The organism is Mucisphaera sp. (assembly GCF_965279675.1).
Taxonomy (GTDB): domain Bacteria; phylum Planctomycetota; class Phycisphaerae; order Phycisphaerales; family Phycisphaeraceae; genus Mucisphaera.
In genome coordinates, this window is sequence record NZ_CBDIIJ010000002.1 from 968100 (window position 1) to 984924 (window position 16825).

Sequence of the window (16825 nt, forward strand, 5' to 3'; positions counted from 1 at the left end):
GGCTAGAGGTAGCTGTCGCCGTGCTCGGTACCGATGGCGGCGTGGAGTTGCTTGATGCGTTCGGCGTCTTCGGCACGGCAGACAAGGGTGGCCTTGTCGGTGCGGATGATGATGAGGTCTTTGACGCCGATGGCGGCGATGAGGTGGTTGGGATCGTCGGAAGCGGCAAGCGTGTTCTTGCAGTCGAGCAGCAGGTGCTTGCAGCCTGAGGAGGTGTTCTCGTGGTCGTCGGGGTCTAGGGTCTGCTGGTAGCTTGGCCAGGAGCCGACATCGAGCCAGCGGACGGGCATGGGCAGCGCGGCGACGCGGAAGTTGTCGGCTTCGGAGGCGGGCTCCATGACGGCGAAGTCGATGCTGATCTTCTTGAGATTGGGATAGATCTCTGCGGCTTTGGCGGACCAGTCCGGGGTGTTCCAGGTCTGGGCGAGTTTGAGGATCTCGGTGTGGTTGTCGGGGGCGAACTGTTTGGTCGCATTGAGCAGGGTTTTGGCCTGCCAGACGAACATGCCGGAGTTCCAGAGGAAGCGATCGGCGCCGGCCTGGAGGTAGGACTCGGCGGTGGCGAGGTCGGGTTTTTCCTTGAAGGTACCGACGTTCCGAGCGCGGTCGGATTCGGGGAGCTGCGAGGTGAGTTCGAGGTAGCCGTAGCCGGTGGCGGGGTGGGTGGGCTGGACGCCGAAGGTGACGAGCAGGTCGTCGGCGGCTTCGGCTGTGTCATAGCCGGCGCTGGCGACTTCGCAGAAGGTGTCGACGGGCTCGATGAGCTGGTCAGCGGTGAAGATGCCGACGGTGGCCTCGGGATCGACCTCCTGGAGGACGGCACAGCTGAGGGCGACGGCGTTGAGGGTGTCGCGGCCGACGGGTTCGGCGATGAAACGATCGGCGGAGAGCGAGGGGATGCGGCTGAGCATGGCGTCCTTCATGCTCTCACCGGCGCAGATGTAGAGCCGGTCGGCATCGACGAGCTTGAGCAGGCGTTCGACGGCGAGTTCGAGCAGGGATTTGCCGTTGAACAGCGGGATGAGCTGCTTGGGCAGGTCGCGGGTGGACATGGGCCAGAGGCGCGTGCCCGACCCTCCGGCAATGATGACGGCGTATCTCATGCCAGCAGTTTAGCGGGTGGGTGTGAGGAGGCTTTAACGGTCGGGGCAGGCGGCGAGAAAGCGTGTCATCGAATCGACGACGGCGGCGATCTTGACGGCGTGGTCGACCTGCTCGGGGCCCATGCCAAGTGACAGGGCTTTGCGGGTGTGGGCTGCGACGCAGAGCTCGCAGGCGTTGATGGCGGAGACGCCGACGGAGATCAGCTCGGAGGTGGCGTTTGCGAAGGAGGTTTCTTTGAAGGTTTTGACGCGCAGGCCGGCGCGGAGGGCTTCGATATCGTCGTTGCCGGCCATGTGGCGGAACTTGAAGAGGGTGTTGTAGGTGGTGCAGATGGAGGCGATGGCGACGGCTTCGAGTCGCTGGGCTTCGGAGAGCACATCGGCGGTGATGTGATCGATCGCCTGGTAGGCGGACGTGCAGGGATTGAGAGAGATCGTGGCCCATGCGACGGCGGCGCGTTCGTGAGGTTCGAGGGGCCCGCCATCGATCAGCTGCGTTTTGAGATTGGTCCAGTGATCGGCGAGGAGGGCGGGGACCCTGGCTAGCTGCCAGAAGGCGGCGGGAGCCTGATGGACCTTGAGTTCGGTTGCGATGGTTTCGAGGAGCGCCTGGGTATCGGCTGGGATCTGGTTCCAGTCCGCCGGAGGGTTGGTGTTCATGGGGTCATCTTAGGATCAAGCAAGCTTTTGTGTAGCAGGCCATGAAAAACCGGTCTTTTGACCGGCCTCGCAGGAGGCAGGCAATACCCCGTATGGGATTTGAACCCATGTCGCCGCCGTGAGAGGGCGGTGTCCTAGGCCACTAGACGAACGGGGCGTCGAGCCCAGCATTATAGAAGGGGAAGGGAGAGGGTCCAGCGGGCGTGATGGCTCAGGCAATCCGGCAGAGGCTATGGGGATGGATGTCTAGGGCCGGGAGGTGTGGTTTGAGGTCGTTCATGAAGCGGCGGCCATCGGTGGTGTAGCCGGCGGTGGGCTTGAGGTCGGGCAGGTGGCGGATGAAGTAGCTGTTGAGACGATCCATCATCAGTTCGCGGCTGTACTTGGCGAGCATGGAGGCGAGGGCGACCGGGAAGTGGTTGCCGTCGGCCTTGGTCTCGAAGCTGACGGTGATGGTTCGGTCGGCTTCGGTGAGCTGGTAGGCGGAACGCTGCGGGGTTTCGTCGAGGATGCGGAGCTGGGCGTCGGGCAGGAGCATGGCGAGCAGTTCGCGGTAGCGGGTGCGGCCGGACTGGCGGTCGATGACGACGTGGGGGTGCTGGCGGCCGTGGTCGCGCCAGATGGCGATGAGGTGGCGGGCGACGTAGGTGAAGCTGGCGGAGGCTTTGGAGTGGGTTTTCGCGACGAGGTCGTTGAAGGTGTCTTCGAAGACCAGACTCAGGCCGAGGTCGCGGATCCTGACGTTGGCGGCGGTGAGGGTGGTCTGGAGCATGGACCGGGCGATGGCGTGCTCGCCGGGTGTCGAGGCGGTGGGTAGTGATTGCCAGGGGTGCTCGGCGGTGGGGGCGTACCAGGGCAGGTGATCGAGTTGCTGGTGAGTGGTTTCGCTTAGGGCGTCGAAGAAGAGGTCGGCCCGGGTGGTGTCGCAGCCGGCGGCGTGGGCGAAGGCGAGGCAGCTGGCTTCGAGATTGGTGAGTCCTGCGGTGCGGATACCGAATTTTTTTGAGTCGGCGACGACGAGTCGGCCTTTGCGGCCGGTGAGGGTCTTGTGGACAGCCCGGGTCACTAGGGACCAGACATCGATCGGCTGCTCGGGGTCGTCGGCGTCGGGCACTTCGATGACGGCGCGTGCGATGGTGAGAGGTCCGAGCAGCGGGCCGTAGCCGGCTTCGTCGATGCCGCAGAGCAGTCTCATCAGCGGACCCTCAGGGTCATCATGGCGTCGACGAGGCTGCTGCGGTGGTTGGCGAGGGCTTCGGCGGGGCCCCAGGCCTCGATGGTGTAGACGTAGCGGTCGGTGGCAACGAGGCCGAGGAGGTAGCTCTGCTCGACGGCGGCGACAGTCTTGGTGCCTTCGAGCATGGCGATGGGGGTCGAGGACTTGCCCCACCAGCGGCCGTTGAGCCGGTCCATGACCGGGACATCGACGGGGATGCCGAGCTGATCGATGAGGGTGTTGCGGGCGAGGCCGAGCCAGAAGTCGAGGCTGGCTTCGTCGTAGTTCTGGTGGCGGATGATCTTGAGGCCGACGCCATCGGCGGCGAGGGCCATCGTGACGTAGTCCTGCTGGTAGTGGCGGACAAAGGCTTCGGGCAGGTCGATGCGGACGCCATCGTCGTAGGATTCGGAGGTGGGGGGTGTGCGCGAGGGGTTGAGTAGTTCGAAGGCGAGCTTGTCGACCCAGACGAAGGGCATCGCGGGGTCGGTCGGCTCCTGCGGGACCTTGGCGTTGAGCATGACGGTGATGGTGGACATGGCGACCTGGTCGGCGAAGTAGCGGCGGCGGCCCTCGATCTGATCGATCTGGGTGTTGAGCCGGCGGAGCTCGCGTTCGATCTGGACGATGTCCTCGACGCGTTCGGCCTTTTCGAGCAGGGCGAGGAGGCGCTCTCGAGAGGTGGTGGCGGTTTGGAGTTCGATCTCGATATCGCGGACCTGAGAGGTGACATCCTGGGCGTTGATCTGCTGGTCGCGGACTTCGCCGATGCCGTTGATCTGCTCGATGGCGGTGTCGAACTGCTCGGGGGGCAGACGGAAGCGGATCATGCTGGAGCCCTGCTGCTCCATGTGTCCGCCCAGCGATTCGGCGTAGGCTTTGAGGTAGGTGAGGGTCGAGCTAACGTTCTCGACGGCGAGACGGAGGGTGGCGGTGTAGATGATTTCGCGGTCGGTGGTGGGGGTTTCGGAATCAAGGACAGTTGCGGGCACCGAGTCCGCTTCAGAACTCGCGAGTGCCAACCCACCCATTGCGCCGCTCTGACCAGCGAGATTTCGTACTGAGGAGCTTGTTGCATCGAGTCTTCTTTGTGACAACTCTGGCCAATGGCTGGGATAGACCAGCTTTTCTTCCTGATTTTCTGCAGGCATGACCTCTGCTAGTTGGATCCCCACGTAGGCCTCATATCCACTCTGCTCGGGCTGATTCGCGGCCGGCACCATGATCGCGATGACCAGGGCGAGGATGATGATGAGGGTGGCGAGGGCGATGAGTCGTTTGGCCCACATGGGGGTACTCCTGGGTCGGGTGGGGCTTGGATGAGAGCCGAGGTTACCCGAGTACAGACGCCTGGAGGTCGGCGGAGGTTCCCGCGACTCTTTCGAGGGTGGACCAGACGGCTTCGACGGCGACCTGGGCGATGAGTGAGGGGTCGTCGCGGTGTTGGCGGTAGTCGAACCTGAACCCGGGCCTGCGGGCCTCGGAAGGCTGGACGACGGCCATCTGGTGGCCGTAGGGGCCGACTCTGGCGGGATCGGTGGGGCCGAAGATGCCGACGACCGGCCGGAGGAGGCCCACGGCGAGGTGCAGGGCGGCGGAATCGTTGGAGACGACCATGCTGGAGGCACCGAGCAGGCCCATGAGGCGGCCGACGGTGGCGGTTTCGGGGAAGAACACGCGTTTGGAGACTTCGATATCGGTGTCGAGGGCGGCGCGGAGCGGGTTGAGTGATTCAGCCTCATGCGGGGCCGAGAGCACGAGGACCTTGCCGTTGGCATGGCGTTCATTGACGACACGGGTGATGAGCTTGGCCCAGCCGTCGAGCGGCCACTGCTTGCAGCCCCACTGGGCGGTGGGGGCGATGCAGAGATAGCCCTCGGCGGGATCGATGTCGCGGTCCTGGAGGTAGCTATGGGCCCAGCTGGCTTCTTCGGGCGGGGTGTAGAGGCGAAGATCCGGCTCTTTGGCGACCTGGACGCCATCGGCTCGGAGCAGGCCGAGCATGCGATCGACGGTGTGGACCTCATTCACCCGATGGCGTCGGTTGTAGGCGAAGCGGGCACCCTCGCGGGCGTCCGAAAAGCCGACGCGGTAGCGGCAACCCGAGAAGTAGGTGTAGAGCCCCGAGCGGGCGAGGCCCTGTAGGTCGTAGACGCGGTCGTAGCGGTGTTGGCGGAGATTTCGGGCGAGGCCGAAGCCGGCTTTCGTGGCCGACCAGCGCCAGCCAAAGCCCGAGAGGCCTTCGCGATCGAAGGGGATGGTGGCGTCGAGATCCGGGTGGCAGCGGATGGCGTCGGCGTAGGCGGGGTGGACCAGCCAGTCGATGGTGGTCTGCGGGAAGGTCTGTTTGAGGGCGACCAGGGCGGGGACGGTTCGGGCAACGTCGCCGAGGGCCGAGGGGCGCACGATCAGCATCCGGGTGCCGTCCCGGCTGCCCCTGCGACCTGGAACCTCAACGCCTCTGGCCATGACTGCCGATGATACTTGACCGTACTTCGAGGTGACAGCTTGCTTTATGCAGCGAAATCCTCAGACTTTGGGTCGAATCGTCACGGAACAGCGACCGGCGATGGCTCGCGAGCCATCGCTGGTGACGGGTAAGGCCTTTCTATGGCAACGGCACTGATCTCTGACATCCACGGCAACCTCGATGCGCTGCAAGCGGTGCTCGCGGACATCGACAGCAAGGGCATCGAGCAGATCATCTGCCTGGGCGACATCATTGGCTATGGCCCGAACCCACGGGAGTGCCTGGACCTGGTCAAGCAGCGATGCCTCTGGGCGTTGATGGGGAACCACGACTTCGCGGCGTTGTACGAGCCGACGGGCTTCAACGCGACAGCAGAGGCGGCGGCGTTCTGGACCCGGGCGGAGCTTGAATCGGAACCGGACCCGGCCCTGCGTCGGGAGCGGTGGGAGTTTCTGGGCAACCTTGGGATCCGTCAGGTGTTCGAGGGCGCGTTGTGCGTGCACGCGTCGCCTCGGCGGCCGATCAACGAGTACATCTTTCCGGACGACGTGATCACGAGCCCGCAGAAGGTTCAGCAGATCTTCGATCGCTTCAAGAGTGTCTGCTTTGTCGGGCACACGCATGTGCCGGGCGTGTTCACGGATGAGCCGGACTTCTACCCCCCTTCCGATCTTGGCGGGGCGTATCCGTTTTCGGAGGAAGAGAAGTGCATCGTGAATCCGGGATCGGTCGGTCAGCCGCGCGACCGTGATCCGCGTGCCTCTTACGCGGTCGTCGAGAACCAGCAGGTGAGCTTCTACCGAGTCGATTACGACATCGATGCGGTGGTCGCGAAGTTCGAGCAGATCCCTGAACTCAATGATTTTCTGGGTCAGCGGCTGGTCGAAGGCCGGTAGGCCGTGCAAAGAAGCGAGCCCGCCACCGGTGGGGTCGCGGGCTCGCCGAGGAGAAGTTGATGTTGGAGGGGGTGGGATCAGGCTTCGGCGAGGTCGGCCTCGACGATGTTGTTGGCGTAGGACTCGTATGCGCCCCAGATCTGGCGGGCCATGGTGTCCGGAAAGAGGTGGAAGTCGCCCTGAGCCAGCGCGGTGACGATGCCCTCGGCAACGACGCTGGGCGGGTCGCCGCCTTCCATGCCGGCCTGGTCGGCCATGTCCGTGGCGATGGGCCCGGGGTGCACGGAGAGGACGTGGGTGTTTTGTGCGCCGAGGGTGTCTCTCAGGCCCTGGGTGATCGCGTAGGCGGCGGCCTTGGAGGCGGAATAGGTGCTGAAGGGCGTGAAGTTCTTGATGGAGGCGACGGAATTGAGGTTGGCGAAGGCTCCGCCGCCGTTGGCCTTGAGGACCGGTGCGAAGGCCTGCGCGACGCGGATCAGGCCGGACACATTGACGTCGATCTCGAACTGGAGGTTGTCGATGGCGTCATCGGCGAGCGGGTCTGAGTTGCGGAGGACGCCGGCGTTGTTGATGACGAGGTTGACATCGGAAGCGGTCTGTGCGGCGGCGGTGATGGTCTCGGGCCTCGTCACATCGAGTTCGAGGGCAACGACCTTGCCGTCATGGGTGGCGACGAGGTCGGCGGCGGAGTCCGGGTTGCGGACGGCGGCGTAAACCTTGGCGGCTCCCTGGGCAATGAGGGTTTCAACGATGCTCTTGCCGATGCCGCGGTTGGCTCCGGTGACGAGGGCGACGCTGTTGCTGATTTCAAATCCCATGGTTCGGTCTCCTGAAGTGGGTGATCATGCTGACCAAGAGATAATCTGTTGCAACGAATAATGATTCCACGGATTCCAGGTTTTCTTCAAAATCAGGCCTCAGGGCGATGCGAGATCGGTTCTATTTGGCTCTGAGGCTCTCGACGCCCGGCTGACCGACGGTGGCGGGCACGGCCTCACCCAGCTCGGTGGTGAACAGCGTTGTGCCCGGGCGGTGCTGGCCCCACTTGACCATCGCGAGGGCCAGGGCACTGCCGCCCCGGAGCGGGGAGATCGTGGAGGAGGTGACCGCACCGATCACGTCGAGTGTGGGGGTGGGGGGCTGGTCGGGGTCTTCGGCTTTCTGGGCTTTGAGGACCTGCGAGCCGGCCACGGGCAGCCGGTCGCCTTGGATGTCGAGTCCGACGAGCAGCCGTTTGGGGTGGCCGAGGTTGTGCATCCGGGCGACGACTTCCTGGCCGAGGTAGCAGCCTTTGGTGAAGGAGACCGTCTCATCCATGATCGCCTGGCCGGCCTCGGCGGGCCGGCAGTCGGTGCCGAAGTCGATGCCGAAGAGAGCCTCGCCAGCCTCGATGCGTGCGGTGTTGTAGGCGGCCCAGCCCACCGGCCGGCCGCGGAGCGACTCCCGACGCCGCTCGGCGAAGTCGGCATCGGCCTCGGCGTTGGGCTCGTAGCCGGCGGCATCGAGGAGGGTCTGATGGATGTGAACGGCGGCTTCGATCGGGACGGCGAGGCGGATGGCTAGCTCGCCGGCCATGTCCCAGCGGCTGGCGGAGACGCGGACGCCCGCGATCTCGACGACGTGCGTGGTCTTGGGCATCCTCCCGAGGGCGGCGATGTCGAGGTCGTCGACGGTGTGCGTCGCGACGGCTTCGAGCAGGCGGAGGCTGGCCGGTCCGATGAGGGCCAGAAAGAGACGCTGATCGGTCTGCGGGGTGAGGGCGACATCCTCGGTGAACAGGCGGCTTTCGAGGAGTTCGTGGACGGCCGGCAACCGGAAGCGATCCATCTCCAGCCAGGTGTTGAGGTCGCCGTGATGGACGAGCATATCGGCGAGGATGCAGCCTTTGCCGTCGAGTTGGAAGGAACGGGTGGTCTGCCCGCCGGTGAGGGCGTTGATCTCCTGCGTCACGAGGCGGTGGAGGAAGTCCTGCCGGTCCTCGCCTGTGACGTTGAGCACGGCCTGCTGGGGCATGGCCATGATGCCGACGCGGCGGCGGATGGCGGCATATTCGGCCTCGAAGGCGCCGACGTGCTCGGGGATCTGGACGGCGGATTCGGCATCGGGTCCGTAGGGGAGAAACTCGGCGCCGAGGGACTCAAGATGGGCGAGAAAGTCGTTCATGATCGGAGTTATCTATCGAATGTTATGCTCTAGGCCAGGCAGGGCGCTCGTCGTTGCATCTGTCATTGTTTTAGGGACTTCAAGCGGTCTTCGCTTGCTTTTGGAGGATGGCCGACGTGGCTAAGCAAACCATCGCCGACTTGGACGTGGCGGGCAAGAAGGTCTTGATGCGGGTTGATTTCAACGTCCCGCTCAAGGACGGAGCCATCACCGACGATCGTCGGATCCGGATGGCGCTGGACTCGATCAGTTCGGTCCTGGATCGGGGCGGCTCGCTGGTGCTGATGAGCCATCTCGGGCGGCCAGCCGGTGACGGGCCTGAGCCGGCATACTCACTGGCTCCCGCGGGGGTGCGGCTCGGGGAGTTGCTGGGTCGTGAGGTGGCGTTTGCCAGCGACACGGTTGGGGAGGATGCCCAGGCGAAGGTCGCCGGGCTCGAAGCCGGCGGGGTGGTGCTGCTGGAGAACCTGCGGTTCGCCAAGGCTGAAAAGAAGGGCGATGGGGCTTTCGCCGCGACGCTCGCGGGGTTTGGGGATGTCTACTGCAACGATGCGTTTGGTACCTGCCACCGTGACCACGCTTCGATGGTCGCGGTGCCACGAGCGATGAAGGCCGACGGCAAGCCTGCGGTGTGCGGCTTCCTGGTGGAGAAGGAGATCCAGTACCTGTCCGAAGCGATCGGCAGCCCGGCCCGGACTTTCGTAGCGATCCTTGGCGGGGCGAAGGTCTCTGACAAGATCAACGTCATCGACAACCTGCTGGGCATCTGTGACAAGGTGCTCATCGGCGGGGCGATGGCCTACACCTTCTCGCTCGCCCAGGGCGGCGCGGTGGGCGGGAGCCTGGTCGAGCCCGACAAGGTGGACCTGGCCAAGCAGCTGATCGAGAAGGCTGGCGACAAGCTGGTGCTGCCCGTGGATACGCACGCTGGCGACGACTTCTCGGGTGACTGCCAGAAGCAGGTGGTCAAGTCGGGCGAGATCCCGGATGGGTATGAGGGCCTGGACATCGGTCCTGAATCGGCGAAGCTCTTTGCCGAGATCGCCAGGGGAGCCAAGACGCTGGTCTGGAACGGACCGATGGGCGTGTTCGAGATGCCGCCTTTTGATGAAGGCACCAAAGCGGTCGCTCAGGCCGTGGCCGACTCGGAGGCCGTCAGCATCATCGGTGGTGGTGACAGCGCCGCGGCGATCCAGCAGATGGGGTTTGCCGATCGCGTCTCGCACGTCAGCACGGGTGGCGGCGCCAGCCTGGAGATGCTCGAAGGCAAGAAGTTCAACAGCGTAGAGCTGCTCGACGAGAAGTGACGACTTGTGATGACGGGCCGCTGTTCTGCCTGCCAGATTCCCGGACTCTAGACTCCCTCACCGTTGCATGCTCAACGCGAAATTACCAAAGGTGCCTGCCATGAAACGAACCATGCTAGCGATCCTACTTGGCGGTCTGTCTTGCAGTCCTGCGCTCGCCGAGTCTTCCCTGACCGGGGTGCTCATGCCGTTTGCGCCTGACAAGCAGGTAGAGATCGAGGCTCAGGCACTCGCGGTGTTTGGTAGCGAGATCGAGCAGAACGGTATCGATGTGAGCGTGCGGATCACCGACTTCGAGATCAGGGGCCTGCTGCAGGAGACTGAAGACCTTCGTTCATCGCTGCGGTTTCGTTTCCATGGGTTAGGCGTTGATTCGTCGGACCCCGCTCTGCCCGATGGTTTTGTCGATGTCTTCTTTGGGGGCGGCAACACCTACGTGCTGGAGGATGACTGGTCGCTGTCCTGGGGCCTCGGCGTCGGTTATGCGGGCCAGTCATATGACGAGGATGGTGACCTGTCCTTCGATCGCGACGATGGCTTCTACGGAGCCGCGGGAATCGCCGGCACCAAGCAGCTTGACGAGTTCACATCGGTCACGGTTCTGTTGGACTGGGATGGCAACCGAAGTGTGTTCCCGGATGTCCCGCTGCCGGGCATCCTGTACACCCGTCGGCTGCAGACCGAGCAGCCCCTGGTGGTGACGGTTGGTTTTCCCTTCACGAGTGTGGTGTGGAACCCCGTCGAACGCCTGCGTGTCGAAGCGACCTTCTTCTTCCCGGAATCGGTCGAGGCCGAGGTGACTTATCTGCTCACGGATGAGTGGGATGTCTTCGTCTCGCTGGGCCGGCAGGCCGAGTCGTACGCGACCAACGCGCTGCCCGAGGATCGACGGCTCTTCTTCGAGCAGAGCCGATTGGAAGTCGGCACCAACTGGCGGCCGGAGGAAGAGGTTGAAGTGAGCTTCGGTGTCGGCCTGGCCTACAACCAGGAATTCACGACCGGGTTCGACCGGAGGGATGACAACACCTTCCGTGATCTGGACGATGCTCCGTTCATCCGTGCGGGGCTGCGGCTGGCTTTTTGAGACCCAAGACGATGCTGAGGCTAAGAGACAAACCCGAGCGGCCGCAGGTTTCTGCGTCGATCCTCTCGGCGGACTTCGGGCGGATGGCCGAGGACGCCAGGGACGTGCTCGACCGTGGGGCCGACCTGCTGCACGTCGACGTCATGGACGGGCACTTCGCGAAGAACCTGACCATGGGTGTGGACATGATCAGGGGGTTGCGCCGGCATCTGCCGGACACCTATCTGGATGTGCACCTGATGGTCGAGCGGCCCGATGATTACATCGAGGCCTATGCCGAGGCCGGCGCGAACATGCTGACCTTCCACGTGGAGGTCTGCCGTCCGCTCAAGAAAGACGGGTATGAGGCGAGTGCACTGATTTCACAGATCCACACTGCCGGCGCTGAGGCGGGGCTGGTCGTGAACCCCCCTACCGATTTCGCATCGGCGATACGGGTGATCGAACCGGTGCTGCCGGAGATCGAGATGGTGCTGGTGATGAGCGTGAACCCTGGGCTGTCCGGGCAGGCGTTCATGCCGGAGGTGTTACCCAAGGCGAAAGCCCTGCGGGAGCTGGCCGGCGACGCCCTGAGAATCGAGATGGATGGCGGGCTGAATCCCATGACCTGCCGAGAGGCGGCCGCACACGGCGTCGATGTGATGGTGACGGCATCTGCCTTGTTCGGAGCCGAGGACCGGTCGGCGGTCATCGAGGCGTTTCATCGCTCGGCGGAGCCGGCCTGATGCTCGAGGGCATCGTCTTCGATTTCGACGGGCTGATGCTCGATACCGAGTACCCGCAGTATCTGGCGTGGCGATCGCTCTACGAGATGCACGGGCACGACCTGCCGATCGAGCGTTGGATCGATGTGCTCGGGCGGCCGGCCTGGATGTTCGACTTCTTCGCACACCTCGAAGAACAGGTCGGGCAGAAACTCGACCGCGAGCGCTTTGATCGGGAACGGCGTGCCAAAGTCCTCCGCCTGATCGATGAATCGGAGTTGCTGCCCGGCGTTCGGAAGCTCGTCGAACGGGCACAGGCGAGGGGGCTCAGGCTGTCAATCGCTTCCGGCTCCGACCGCCCCTGGGTCTCGGGCTATCTCCAGAAACACGGTCTGGCAGAGGCATTCCCGATCTTGGTGACCCGAGAGGAGACCGAGACGCACAAGCCCGAACCCGGGCCGTTTGCCGAGGCCTGCCGACGGATGGAGACTCTGCCAGCGGCGACGCTGGCTCTGGAGGATTCGCCCAACGGCATACTCTCGGCGTCTCGGGCGGGGTTGTTCGCCGTGGCGGTGCCTAACCGGGTCACGACCGGCCAGGCCTTTGAAGGGGCCGATCGGGTGATTCAGTCCCTGGAGGAACTGGATCTGGACGTGATCGCGGGGCTGATGGCGTCGAAACAGGCCGTCTGAAGGCCGAGTTTCGCTATGCTGGGCTCGGACGCGGGGATATTTTTGACGCTAAGGGCGTGCGGTTCTACGATGAAGAACTCGGCAGCGATGCCTGATGGCCCTTGGTGTAATTGGCAGCACGACTGGTTCTGGTCCAGTTAGTCGGGGTTCGAGTCCCTGAGGGCCAGTTTTTCGGAGATGACCACTCTGGAAAGCTGAAGAACAGAGAGCGGGGAAACAGGCTGCGGGATGGCTGTGTCATGCCGTGATCAGCAGGACGCCGAACATCGCGATCCAGACGCCATCGAGAAAGTGCCAGTACATGACGAGGTGCTTGACCGGCGCGTGGTGCTCGTGGTCGTACCGGTGCCGATAGGCCTGCCGGGTGGTGACGGCGAGAGGGATAATCCCGCCTAGCACGTGCAGGGCGTGGACCAGAATGAGGAAGAAGACGGCTCCGTAGAGGGCGTTGTTGGGCACGGCTCCGGCCGGTGCGCCCGGGGCCGCGAGCAGTTCACGCTGCTCCATGGCGTTCCAGTGGTCGGTCAGCAGGGTGCCGAGGCTCGGGCCCTGGACGATCAGGAAGGCAAAGGCCAGCCCGAGGGTCACCGCCATCATCCTTCGAAAAGCGGCCTGGCGTTCCAACCGGATGTGGGTGAGCGCCCGGTGGATGGTGAAGCTGGAAACCAGAATGACGACGGTCGAAATCCAGAGGCTGGGCGGGATGTTCAGCGAGCCCCAGGCCGGTCCGCTGGCGGGGATGGGCTCGCCCGTGATGGCGTTGGTCTTCTCCATCATCCCGTTGATGCGGACGATCACGTAGGCCAGCATCGAGGCGATAAAGAGCATCGCGAGAGAGGCAAGGAAGAGCCACATCCCGAAATCCCCGACTTTTTTGGGCACCACGTGATCAGCTGGAGAAGGCTGTGTGACGGCTTGTGACATCGCTCTCGCTCCGTTTCTCAGGGACTATCTGCTAAACGGATTCTAGGCGCGCCAAGCCGATTGGCCTGATCGGGTCAGGGCGTCTGAACGATCGACGGACGCTCGAGGAAGCCCTGATAGGCGTTGGTGTCCATCAGCGCGAAGGTGATGAACAGCGTCACAAAGAGCAGCGAGCCGATCAGGATGATGCCGTTGAGGGGGGCATCCGCCTTGAGGTGCATGAAGATCCAGGCCACGAGGCTGGCTTTCATGAAGGCGATCGCCATGGCGACGACAAGGTTGATGGTGTAGCCAAAGTCGTAGACGGTCACGGCGTAGGTCAGCCAGGTCAGGAAGAGCAGCCCGGCGAAGGTCAGGAGCATCTCGCCGACGGGCAACGGGTGGTTGAAGCTGCGGTCGTAGCCGTAATCGTCGATCTGGGGTTCGTTGGAGTGGGACATCGTGTCGTCTCTTCAGGGTGTCTTAGCTTGGGTTTGAAGGCAGTCGGGGGTCTGCTGCTGTTTCCGGCTGGGTGGGGGGGTCAGTGGATCAGGTAGAGCAGCGGGAACAGGAAGATCCAGATGAGGTCGACCAAGTGCCAGTAGATGCCGAAGCCCTCGATGGTGGTGAAGTTGTCGGGGCCGAAGGCGCCGCCAAGGGTGCGGATGATGAGCCAGACCATCAGGCCCATGCCGATCAGGACGTGGATGCCGTGCAGGCCGGTCATCATGTAGTAGATCTGGTAGAAAATATGAACACGGTTCTGCTCTTCGACGGGCAGGTCCATGAAGGTGATGACCCGCGCGTGCCCGTGTGAGTGGTGGTCGTCGGAACGGGGCTGGGCGAAGGCGGCCGTCGTCGCGCTCGAGGCCTCAACGGGCGGGGCAATCAGCGAGACCTCCGACGGCCCCGACTCCTGGTGATGGACTTCCTCGCCTTCGATCGGCACGTAACCCGCCAACTCGGTCGCGGGGCTGTGGTCGTGACCGGCGTGATCGGTAGGGCCACCGTCGTGAGGAACGATCGCGTAGGTCTGGCCTTCCTCACCTGCGTCAGCGTGTTTCTCGCCATCATGATGCTTGTGGGGGTCGTAGAAGTGGGGGTCTTCCTTGTACTTGTAGTCTTCGCCCCAGATGTACTTGCCCAGATATTTGCGGTCGAGGTAGTTGTTGATCTTGTTGAGTCGGGCGGCCTGCGCTTCTTCCGAAGCGGCGGCATCGAGAGGGTAATAAGCGTTGTTCCAGCCGGGGTAGAGGCCGGAATCGAACTTGCTGGTGTATTCGATGGTCTTGATGGCCATGAAGCCGCAGCCGCCTGCGAACGTCAGGCAGAGCATGGCGAGCAGCAACGCCTGCTGGCCCTTCATCGCGGCCCGGACGGCCCAGGCCATCGTCAGCGACGAGGTCAGCAGCACGATGGTGTTGATGAGCCCGAGATTGGTATCGAGGAACTTGTGAGAGTAGAGGTAGACCTCTTTGTGATTCCCGCGGTAGATGGCGTAGGCGCAGAACAGCCCGCCGAACATCAGCACTTCCGTGGCCATGAAGAGCCAGAGCCCCAGCTTGGCAGACTCGAACTGCTGTCTGGGGGTGTGGAAGTGGTGGGCGAGGTGTGGGTGATGCGGCTCGCCCTCGTGTGCGTGCCCGTGGTCGCTGGCCTCGGTCATAGATGCTGAACCTCGTATCGTTCCCGTGGGGGGAAGGTGCTCGTCTCGGAAAGTGCCGAGCCCGGCGTCAACCGGGCTCGGATGGAAGTCATGGGGGTTATCGACCCTTTAGTGGTGCCCGCCTTGAGCGGCGAACTCCTTGGCGTACTCCTCGGGGTCCTTGCGGACCACATAGCCCTTCTGCTGCTCATCATACTTCCAGTTGGCGTGGTCGTAAGGATCGAGCACGGTCGGGGCTTCGCCGATGAAGTTGTGCTGCGGCGGCGGGGAGCTGGTGTACCACTCCAGCGAGTTGGCACCCCAGGGGTTCGCCGAGGCCTTCTCGCCGGCAAAGAGCGAGTGCAGCCAGTTCCAGAGCACCATGAACAGGCCGACGGCCAGCACGTAGGAGCCGATGGTCGAGATAAAGTGGTACCAGGCGTACTCATCCAGGAAGTGGGCGTACCGGCGGGGCATGCCCTTGGTGCCGGCCAGGAACTGGATGAAGAAGGTCAGGTTGAAGCCGATGAACACGACGATCGCGGCCCACTTGCCCGTCGATTCGACATAGGACCGGCCGAACATCTTGGGCCACCAATAGTACATGCCGCCGATGAAGGCAAAGAGGGTGGAGCCGACCATGACGTAGTGGAAGTGAGCCACCACGAAGTAGGTGTCGTGGAAGAAGATGTCGGTGGACAGGGTCGCGAGGAAGAGCCCAGTCAGCCCGCCGATGGCGAACAGCCAGATGAAGCCCAGGGCGTAGAGCATCGGGGTGTCGAGCCGGATCTGGCCCTTCCACATCGTCGCGAGCCAGTTGAAGACCTTGATCGCCGAGGGGATCGCTACACTCATGGTCAGCAGCGAGAAGACGGCGTTGAGCAGAGCCGACTGACCCGATGTGAACATATGGTGGCCCCAGACGATGAAGCCGAAGATCGCGATCGCCACGGAGGAGAAGGCGATGAACTTGTAGCCGAAGATGCTCTTGCGCGAGAAGGTTGAGATCAGCTCGGAGATAATGCCCAGAGCCGGGAGGATCATGATGTACACCGCGGGGTGCGAGTAGAACCAGAAGAAGTGCTGATAGAGCACCGGGTCGCCGCCCAGGGCCGGATCGAAGATGCCGATGCCCAGGGTGCGCTCAGCGATCAGCAGCAGCAGGGTGATGGCCAGCACCGGGGTCGCGAGGACCTGGATGATCGCCGTGGCGTAGAGAGCCCAGACAAACAGCGGGATCTGGAACCAGCTCATCCACTTGGGACGGAGCATGTGAACCGTCGCGATAAAGTTCAGGCCGGTGAGGATCGAGGAGAAACCGAGGATGAACACACCCATCGTCGCCGCGACGACCTGGGTACTCGTCTGGGTCGAATAGGGCGTGTAGAAGGTCCAGCCGGTATCCAGACCGACGGGCAGCCAGCTCGGCGGGGTCACGCCATTGGCATACATAAGCACGCCGATCGCTCCGCTGAGCAGAATCCAGACGAAGAAGACCATCCCGGCCATGTAGAGGTACCAGGAGACGAGGTTGAGCTTGGGGAAGGCCACGTCCTTGGTGCCGAGCATCATCGGCAGGGCGAAGTTGCCGAGGATCGCCGGGATCGCGGGGATGATGAACAGGAACGTCATCACCGCGCCGTGGAGGGTGAAGGAGTGGTTGTAGAAGTCGTTGGCCGCGGCCTCGTCGCTCAGCAGCATCCACTCGTTCGAAAGCAGCTCGGTGCGGGCGATAAGGGCGAAGACCCCGCCGAGGAAGAACGAGAAGAGCACCGGGCCCATGTACATGAGGCCGATACGCTTGTGGTCAACACTGGTCAGCCAGGACCAGAGGCCCTTCTCAGCGGTGATGTAGTCGGCGTGGTGGTCGCCGTGTGTGTCCTGACCTGTCACGGTTCCGGGCGTTGTGATGACGGACATGGCTTCGTCCCTTTGCTCTTTCCAGGTGCCGGATCATGCCGGCGGCTATCTCTCGTCTGTCT

General features: G+C 63.5%; 16 protein-coding genes and 2 tRNA genes. 6 read left to right on the forward strand and 12 right to left on the reverse strand.

What is annotated here, in order from left to right; translation table 11 throughout:
* Window positions 1–2: 2 nt before the first annotated feature.
* From ACQZAB_RS04300 to ACQZAB_RS04325, 6 genes are all read right to left on the reverse strand, one after another.
* On the reverse strand, window positions 3–1103 hold the full coding sequence (locus ACQZAB_RS04300) for a mannose-1-phosphate guanylyltransferase (RefSeq protein ID WP_428387391.1): 1101 nt from the start codon (window positions 1101–1103) through the stop codon (window positions 3–5).
* Window positions 1104–1136: 33 nt separating this feature from the next.
* Window positions 1137–1763: a carboxymuconolactone decarboxylase family protein gene (locus ACQZAB_RS04305; RefSeq protein ID WP_428387393.1), complete on the reverse strand. Its 627-nt coding sequence runs from the start codon at window positions 1761–1763 to the stop codon at window positions 1137–1139.
* Window positions 1764–1847: 84 nt separating this feature from the next.
* Window positions 1848–1920 (reverse strand) — tRNA-Glu (locus ACQZAB_RS04310).
* 54 nt (window positions 1921–1974) lie between these two features.
* The gene (locus ACQZAB_RS04315) at window positions 1975–2958 is read right to left on the reverse strand and encodes a hypothetical protein (protein ID WP_428387395.1); all 984 of its coding nucleotides are present in this window, start codon (window positions 2956–2958) and stop codon (window positions 1975–1977) included.
* Window positions 2958–4268 carry a DUF4349 domain-containing protein gene (locus ACQZAB_RS04320; protein ID WP_428387397.1) on the reverse strand — a complete coding sequence of 437 codons (1311 nt, stop codon included), beginning with the start codon at window positions 4266–4268 and terminating at the stop codon, window positions 2958–2960. The genes ACQZAB_RS04315 and ACQZAB_RS04320 overlap by 1 nt, the downstream gene beginning before the upstream one ends.
* A gap of 43 nt (window positions 4269–4311) precedes the next feature.
* Window positions 4312–5394 (reverse strand): glycosyltransferase family 9 protein, encoded by a 1083-nt coding sequence (locus ACQZAB_RS04325; protein ID WP_428387399.1) that lies wholly within the window; start codon window positions 5392–5394, stop codon window positions 4312–4314.
* Between the two features lie 195 nt (window positions 5395–5589).
* On the opposite strand from ACQZAB_RS04325, the gene ACQZAB_RS04330 reads away from it, so the two are divergent.
* Window positions 5590–6345 carry a metallophosphoesterase family protein gene (locus ACQZAB_RS04330; RefSeq protein ID WP_428387401.1) on the forward strand — a complete coding sequence of 252 codons (756 nt, stop codon included), beginning with the start codon at window positions 5590–5592 and terminating at the stop codon, window positions 6343–6345.
* 77 nt (window positions 6346–6422) lie between these two features.
* Here ACQZAB_RS04330 and ACQZAB_RS04335 read toward each other — a convergent pair whose 3' ends face one another.
* Window positions 6423–7163 carry an SDR family oxidoreductase gene (locus ACQZAB_RS04335; protein ID WP_428387403.1) on the reverse strand — a complete coding sequence of 247 codons (741 nt, stop codon included), beginning with the start codon at window positions 7161–7163 and terminating at the stop codon, window positions 6423–6425.
* A 121-nt stretch (window positions 7164–7284) separates the two neighbouring features.
* A complete protein-coding gene (locus ACQZAB_RS04340) occupies window positions 7285–8508 on the reverse strand; it encodes a glycine cleavage T C-terminal barrel domain-containing protein (protein WP_428387405.1) in 1224 nt (407 codons plus the stop codon).
* Window positions 8509–8624: 116 nt separating this feature from the next.
* On the opposite strand from ACQZAB_RS04340, the gene ACQZAB_RS04345 reads away from it, so the two are divergent.
* The 5 genes from ACQZAB_RS04345 (at window position 8625) to ACQZAB_RS04365 (ending at window position 12462) form a co-directional block, all read left to right on the forward strand.
* Window positions 8625–9815: a phosphoglycerate kinase gene (locus ACQZAB_RS04345; protein WP_428387406.1), complete on the forward strand. Its 1191-nt coding sequence runs from the start codon at window positions 8625–8627 to the stop codon at window positions 9813–9815.
* Between the two features lie 100 nt (window positions 9816–9915).
* Window positions 9916–10899 (forward strand): hypothetical protein, encoded by a 984-nt coding sequence (locus tag ACQZAB_RS04350; RefSeq protein WP_428387408.1) that lies wholly within the window; start codon window positions 9916–9918, stop codon window positions 10897–10899.
* A gap of 11 nt (window positions 10900–10910) precedes the next feature.
* Entirely contained in the window at window positions 10911–11624 is a 714-nt protein-coding gene (rpe, locus tag ACQZAB_RS04355) for a ribulose-phosphate 3-epimerase (protein ID WP_428387410.1), read from the forward strand.
* A complete protein-coding gene (locus tag ACQZAB_RS04360; RefSeq protein ID WP_428387412.1) occupies window positions 11624–12295 on the forward strand; it encodes an HAD family hydrolase in 672 nt (223 codons plus the stop codon). Before rpe ends, ACQZAB_RS04360 begins: the two co-directional genes overlap by 1 nt.
* Window positions 12296–12390: 95 nt before the next feature.
* Window positions 12391–12462 (forward strand) — tRNA-Gln (locus ACQZAB_RS04365).
* A 70-nt stretch (window positions 12463–12532) separates the two neighbouring features.
* Here the strand turns inward: ACQZAB_RS04365 and ACQZAB_RS04370 are convergent.
* The 4 genes from ACQZAB_RS04370 to ACQZAB_RS04385 form a co-directional block, all read right to left on the reverse strand.
* Entirely contained in the window at window positions 12533–13219 is a 687-nt protein-coding gene (locus ACQZAB_RS04370; protein ID WP_428387414.1) for a cytochrome c oxidase subunit 3, read from the reverse strand.
* Between the two features lie 74 nt (window positions 13220–13293).
* Window positions 13294–13659: a cytochrome C oxidase subunit IV family protein gene (locus ACQZAB_RS04375; RefSeq protein ID WP_428387416.1), complete on the reverse strand. Its 366-nt coding sequence runs from the start codon at window positions 13657–13659 to the stop codon at window positions 13294–13296.
* 80 nt (window positions 13660–13739) lie between these two features.
* Complete coding sequence (locus ACQZAB_RS04380; RefSeq protein ID WP_428387417.1) at window positions 13740–14864, reverse strand: cytochrome c oxidase subunit 3; 1125 nt, start codon at window positions 14862–14864, stop codon at window positions 13740–13742.
* Between the two features lie 108 nt (window positions 14865–14972).
* The gene (locus ACQZAB_RS04385) at window positions 14973–16763 is read right to left on the reverse strand and encodes a cytochrome c oxidase subunit I (RefSeq protein WP_428387419.1); all 1791 of its coding nucleotides are present in this window, start codon (window positions 16761–16763) and stop codon (window positions 14973–14975) included.
* Window positions 16764–16825 lie beyond the last annotated feature (62 nt).

Coding starts and splice junctions, on each gene's coding strand:
- ACQZAB_RS04300 (WP_428387391.1), bottom strand. CDS start 1,103: ATGAGATACGCCGTCATCATTGCCGGAGGGTCGGGCACGCGCCTCTGG.
- ACQZAB_RS04305 (WP_428387393.1), bottom strand. CDS start 1,763: ATGAACACCAACCCTCCGGCGGACTGGAACCAGATCCCAGCCGATACC.
- ACQZAB_RS04315 (WP_428387395.1), bottom strand. CDS start 2,958: ATGAGACTGCTCTGCGGCATCGACGAAGCCGGCTACGGCCCGCTGCTC.
- ACQZAB_RS04320 (WP_428387397.1), bottom strand. CDS start 4,268: ATGTGGGCCAAACGACTCATCGCCCTCGCCACCCTCATCATCATCCTC.
- ACQZAB_RS04325 (WP_428387399.1), bottom strand. CDS start 5,394: ATGCTGATCGTGCGCCCCTCGGCCCTCGGCGACGTTGCCCGAACCGTC.
- ACQZAB_RS04330 (WP_428387401.1), top strand. CDS start 5,590: ATGGCAACGGCACTGATCTCTGACATCCACGGCAACCTCGATGCGCTG.
- ACQZAB_RS04335 (WP_428387403.1), bottom strand. CDS start 7,163: ATGGGATTTGAAATCAGCAACAGCGTCGCCCTCGTCACCGGAGCCAAC.
- ACQZAB_RS04340 (WP_428387405.1), bottom strand. CDS start 8,508: ATGAACGACTTTCTCGCCCATCTTGAGTCCCTCGGCGCCGAGTTTCTC.
- ACQZAB_RS04350 (WP_428387408.1), top strand. CDS start 9,916: ATGAAACGAACCATGCTAGCGATCCTACTTGGCGGTCTGTCTTGCAGT.
- rpe (WP_428387410.1), top strand. CDS start 10,911: ATGCTGAGGCTAAGAGACAAACCCGAGCGGCCGCAGGTTTCTGCGTCG.
- ACQZAB_RS04360 (WP_428387412.1), top strand. CDS start 11,624: ATGCTCGAGGGCATCGTCTTCGATTTCGACGGGCTGATGCTCGATACC.
- ACQZAB_RS04370 (WP_428387414.1), bottom strand. CDS start 13,219: ATGTCACAAGCCGTCACACAGCCTTCTCCAGCTGATCACGTGGTGCCC.
- ACQZAB_RS04375 (WP_428387416.1), bottom strand. CDS start 13,659: ATGTCCCACTCCAACGAACCCCAGATCGACGATTACGGCTACGACCGC.
- ACQZAB_RS04380 (WP_428387417.1), bottom strand. CDS start 14,864: ATGACCGAGGCCAGCGACCACGGGCACGCACACGAGGGCGAGCCGCAT.
- ACQZAB_RS04385 (WP_428387419.1), bottom strand. CDS start 16,763: ATGTCCGTCATCACAACGCCCGGAACCGTGACAGGTCAGGACACACAC.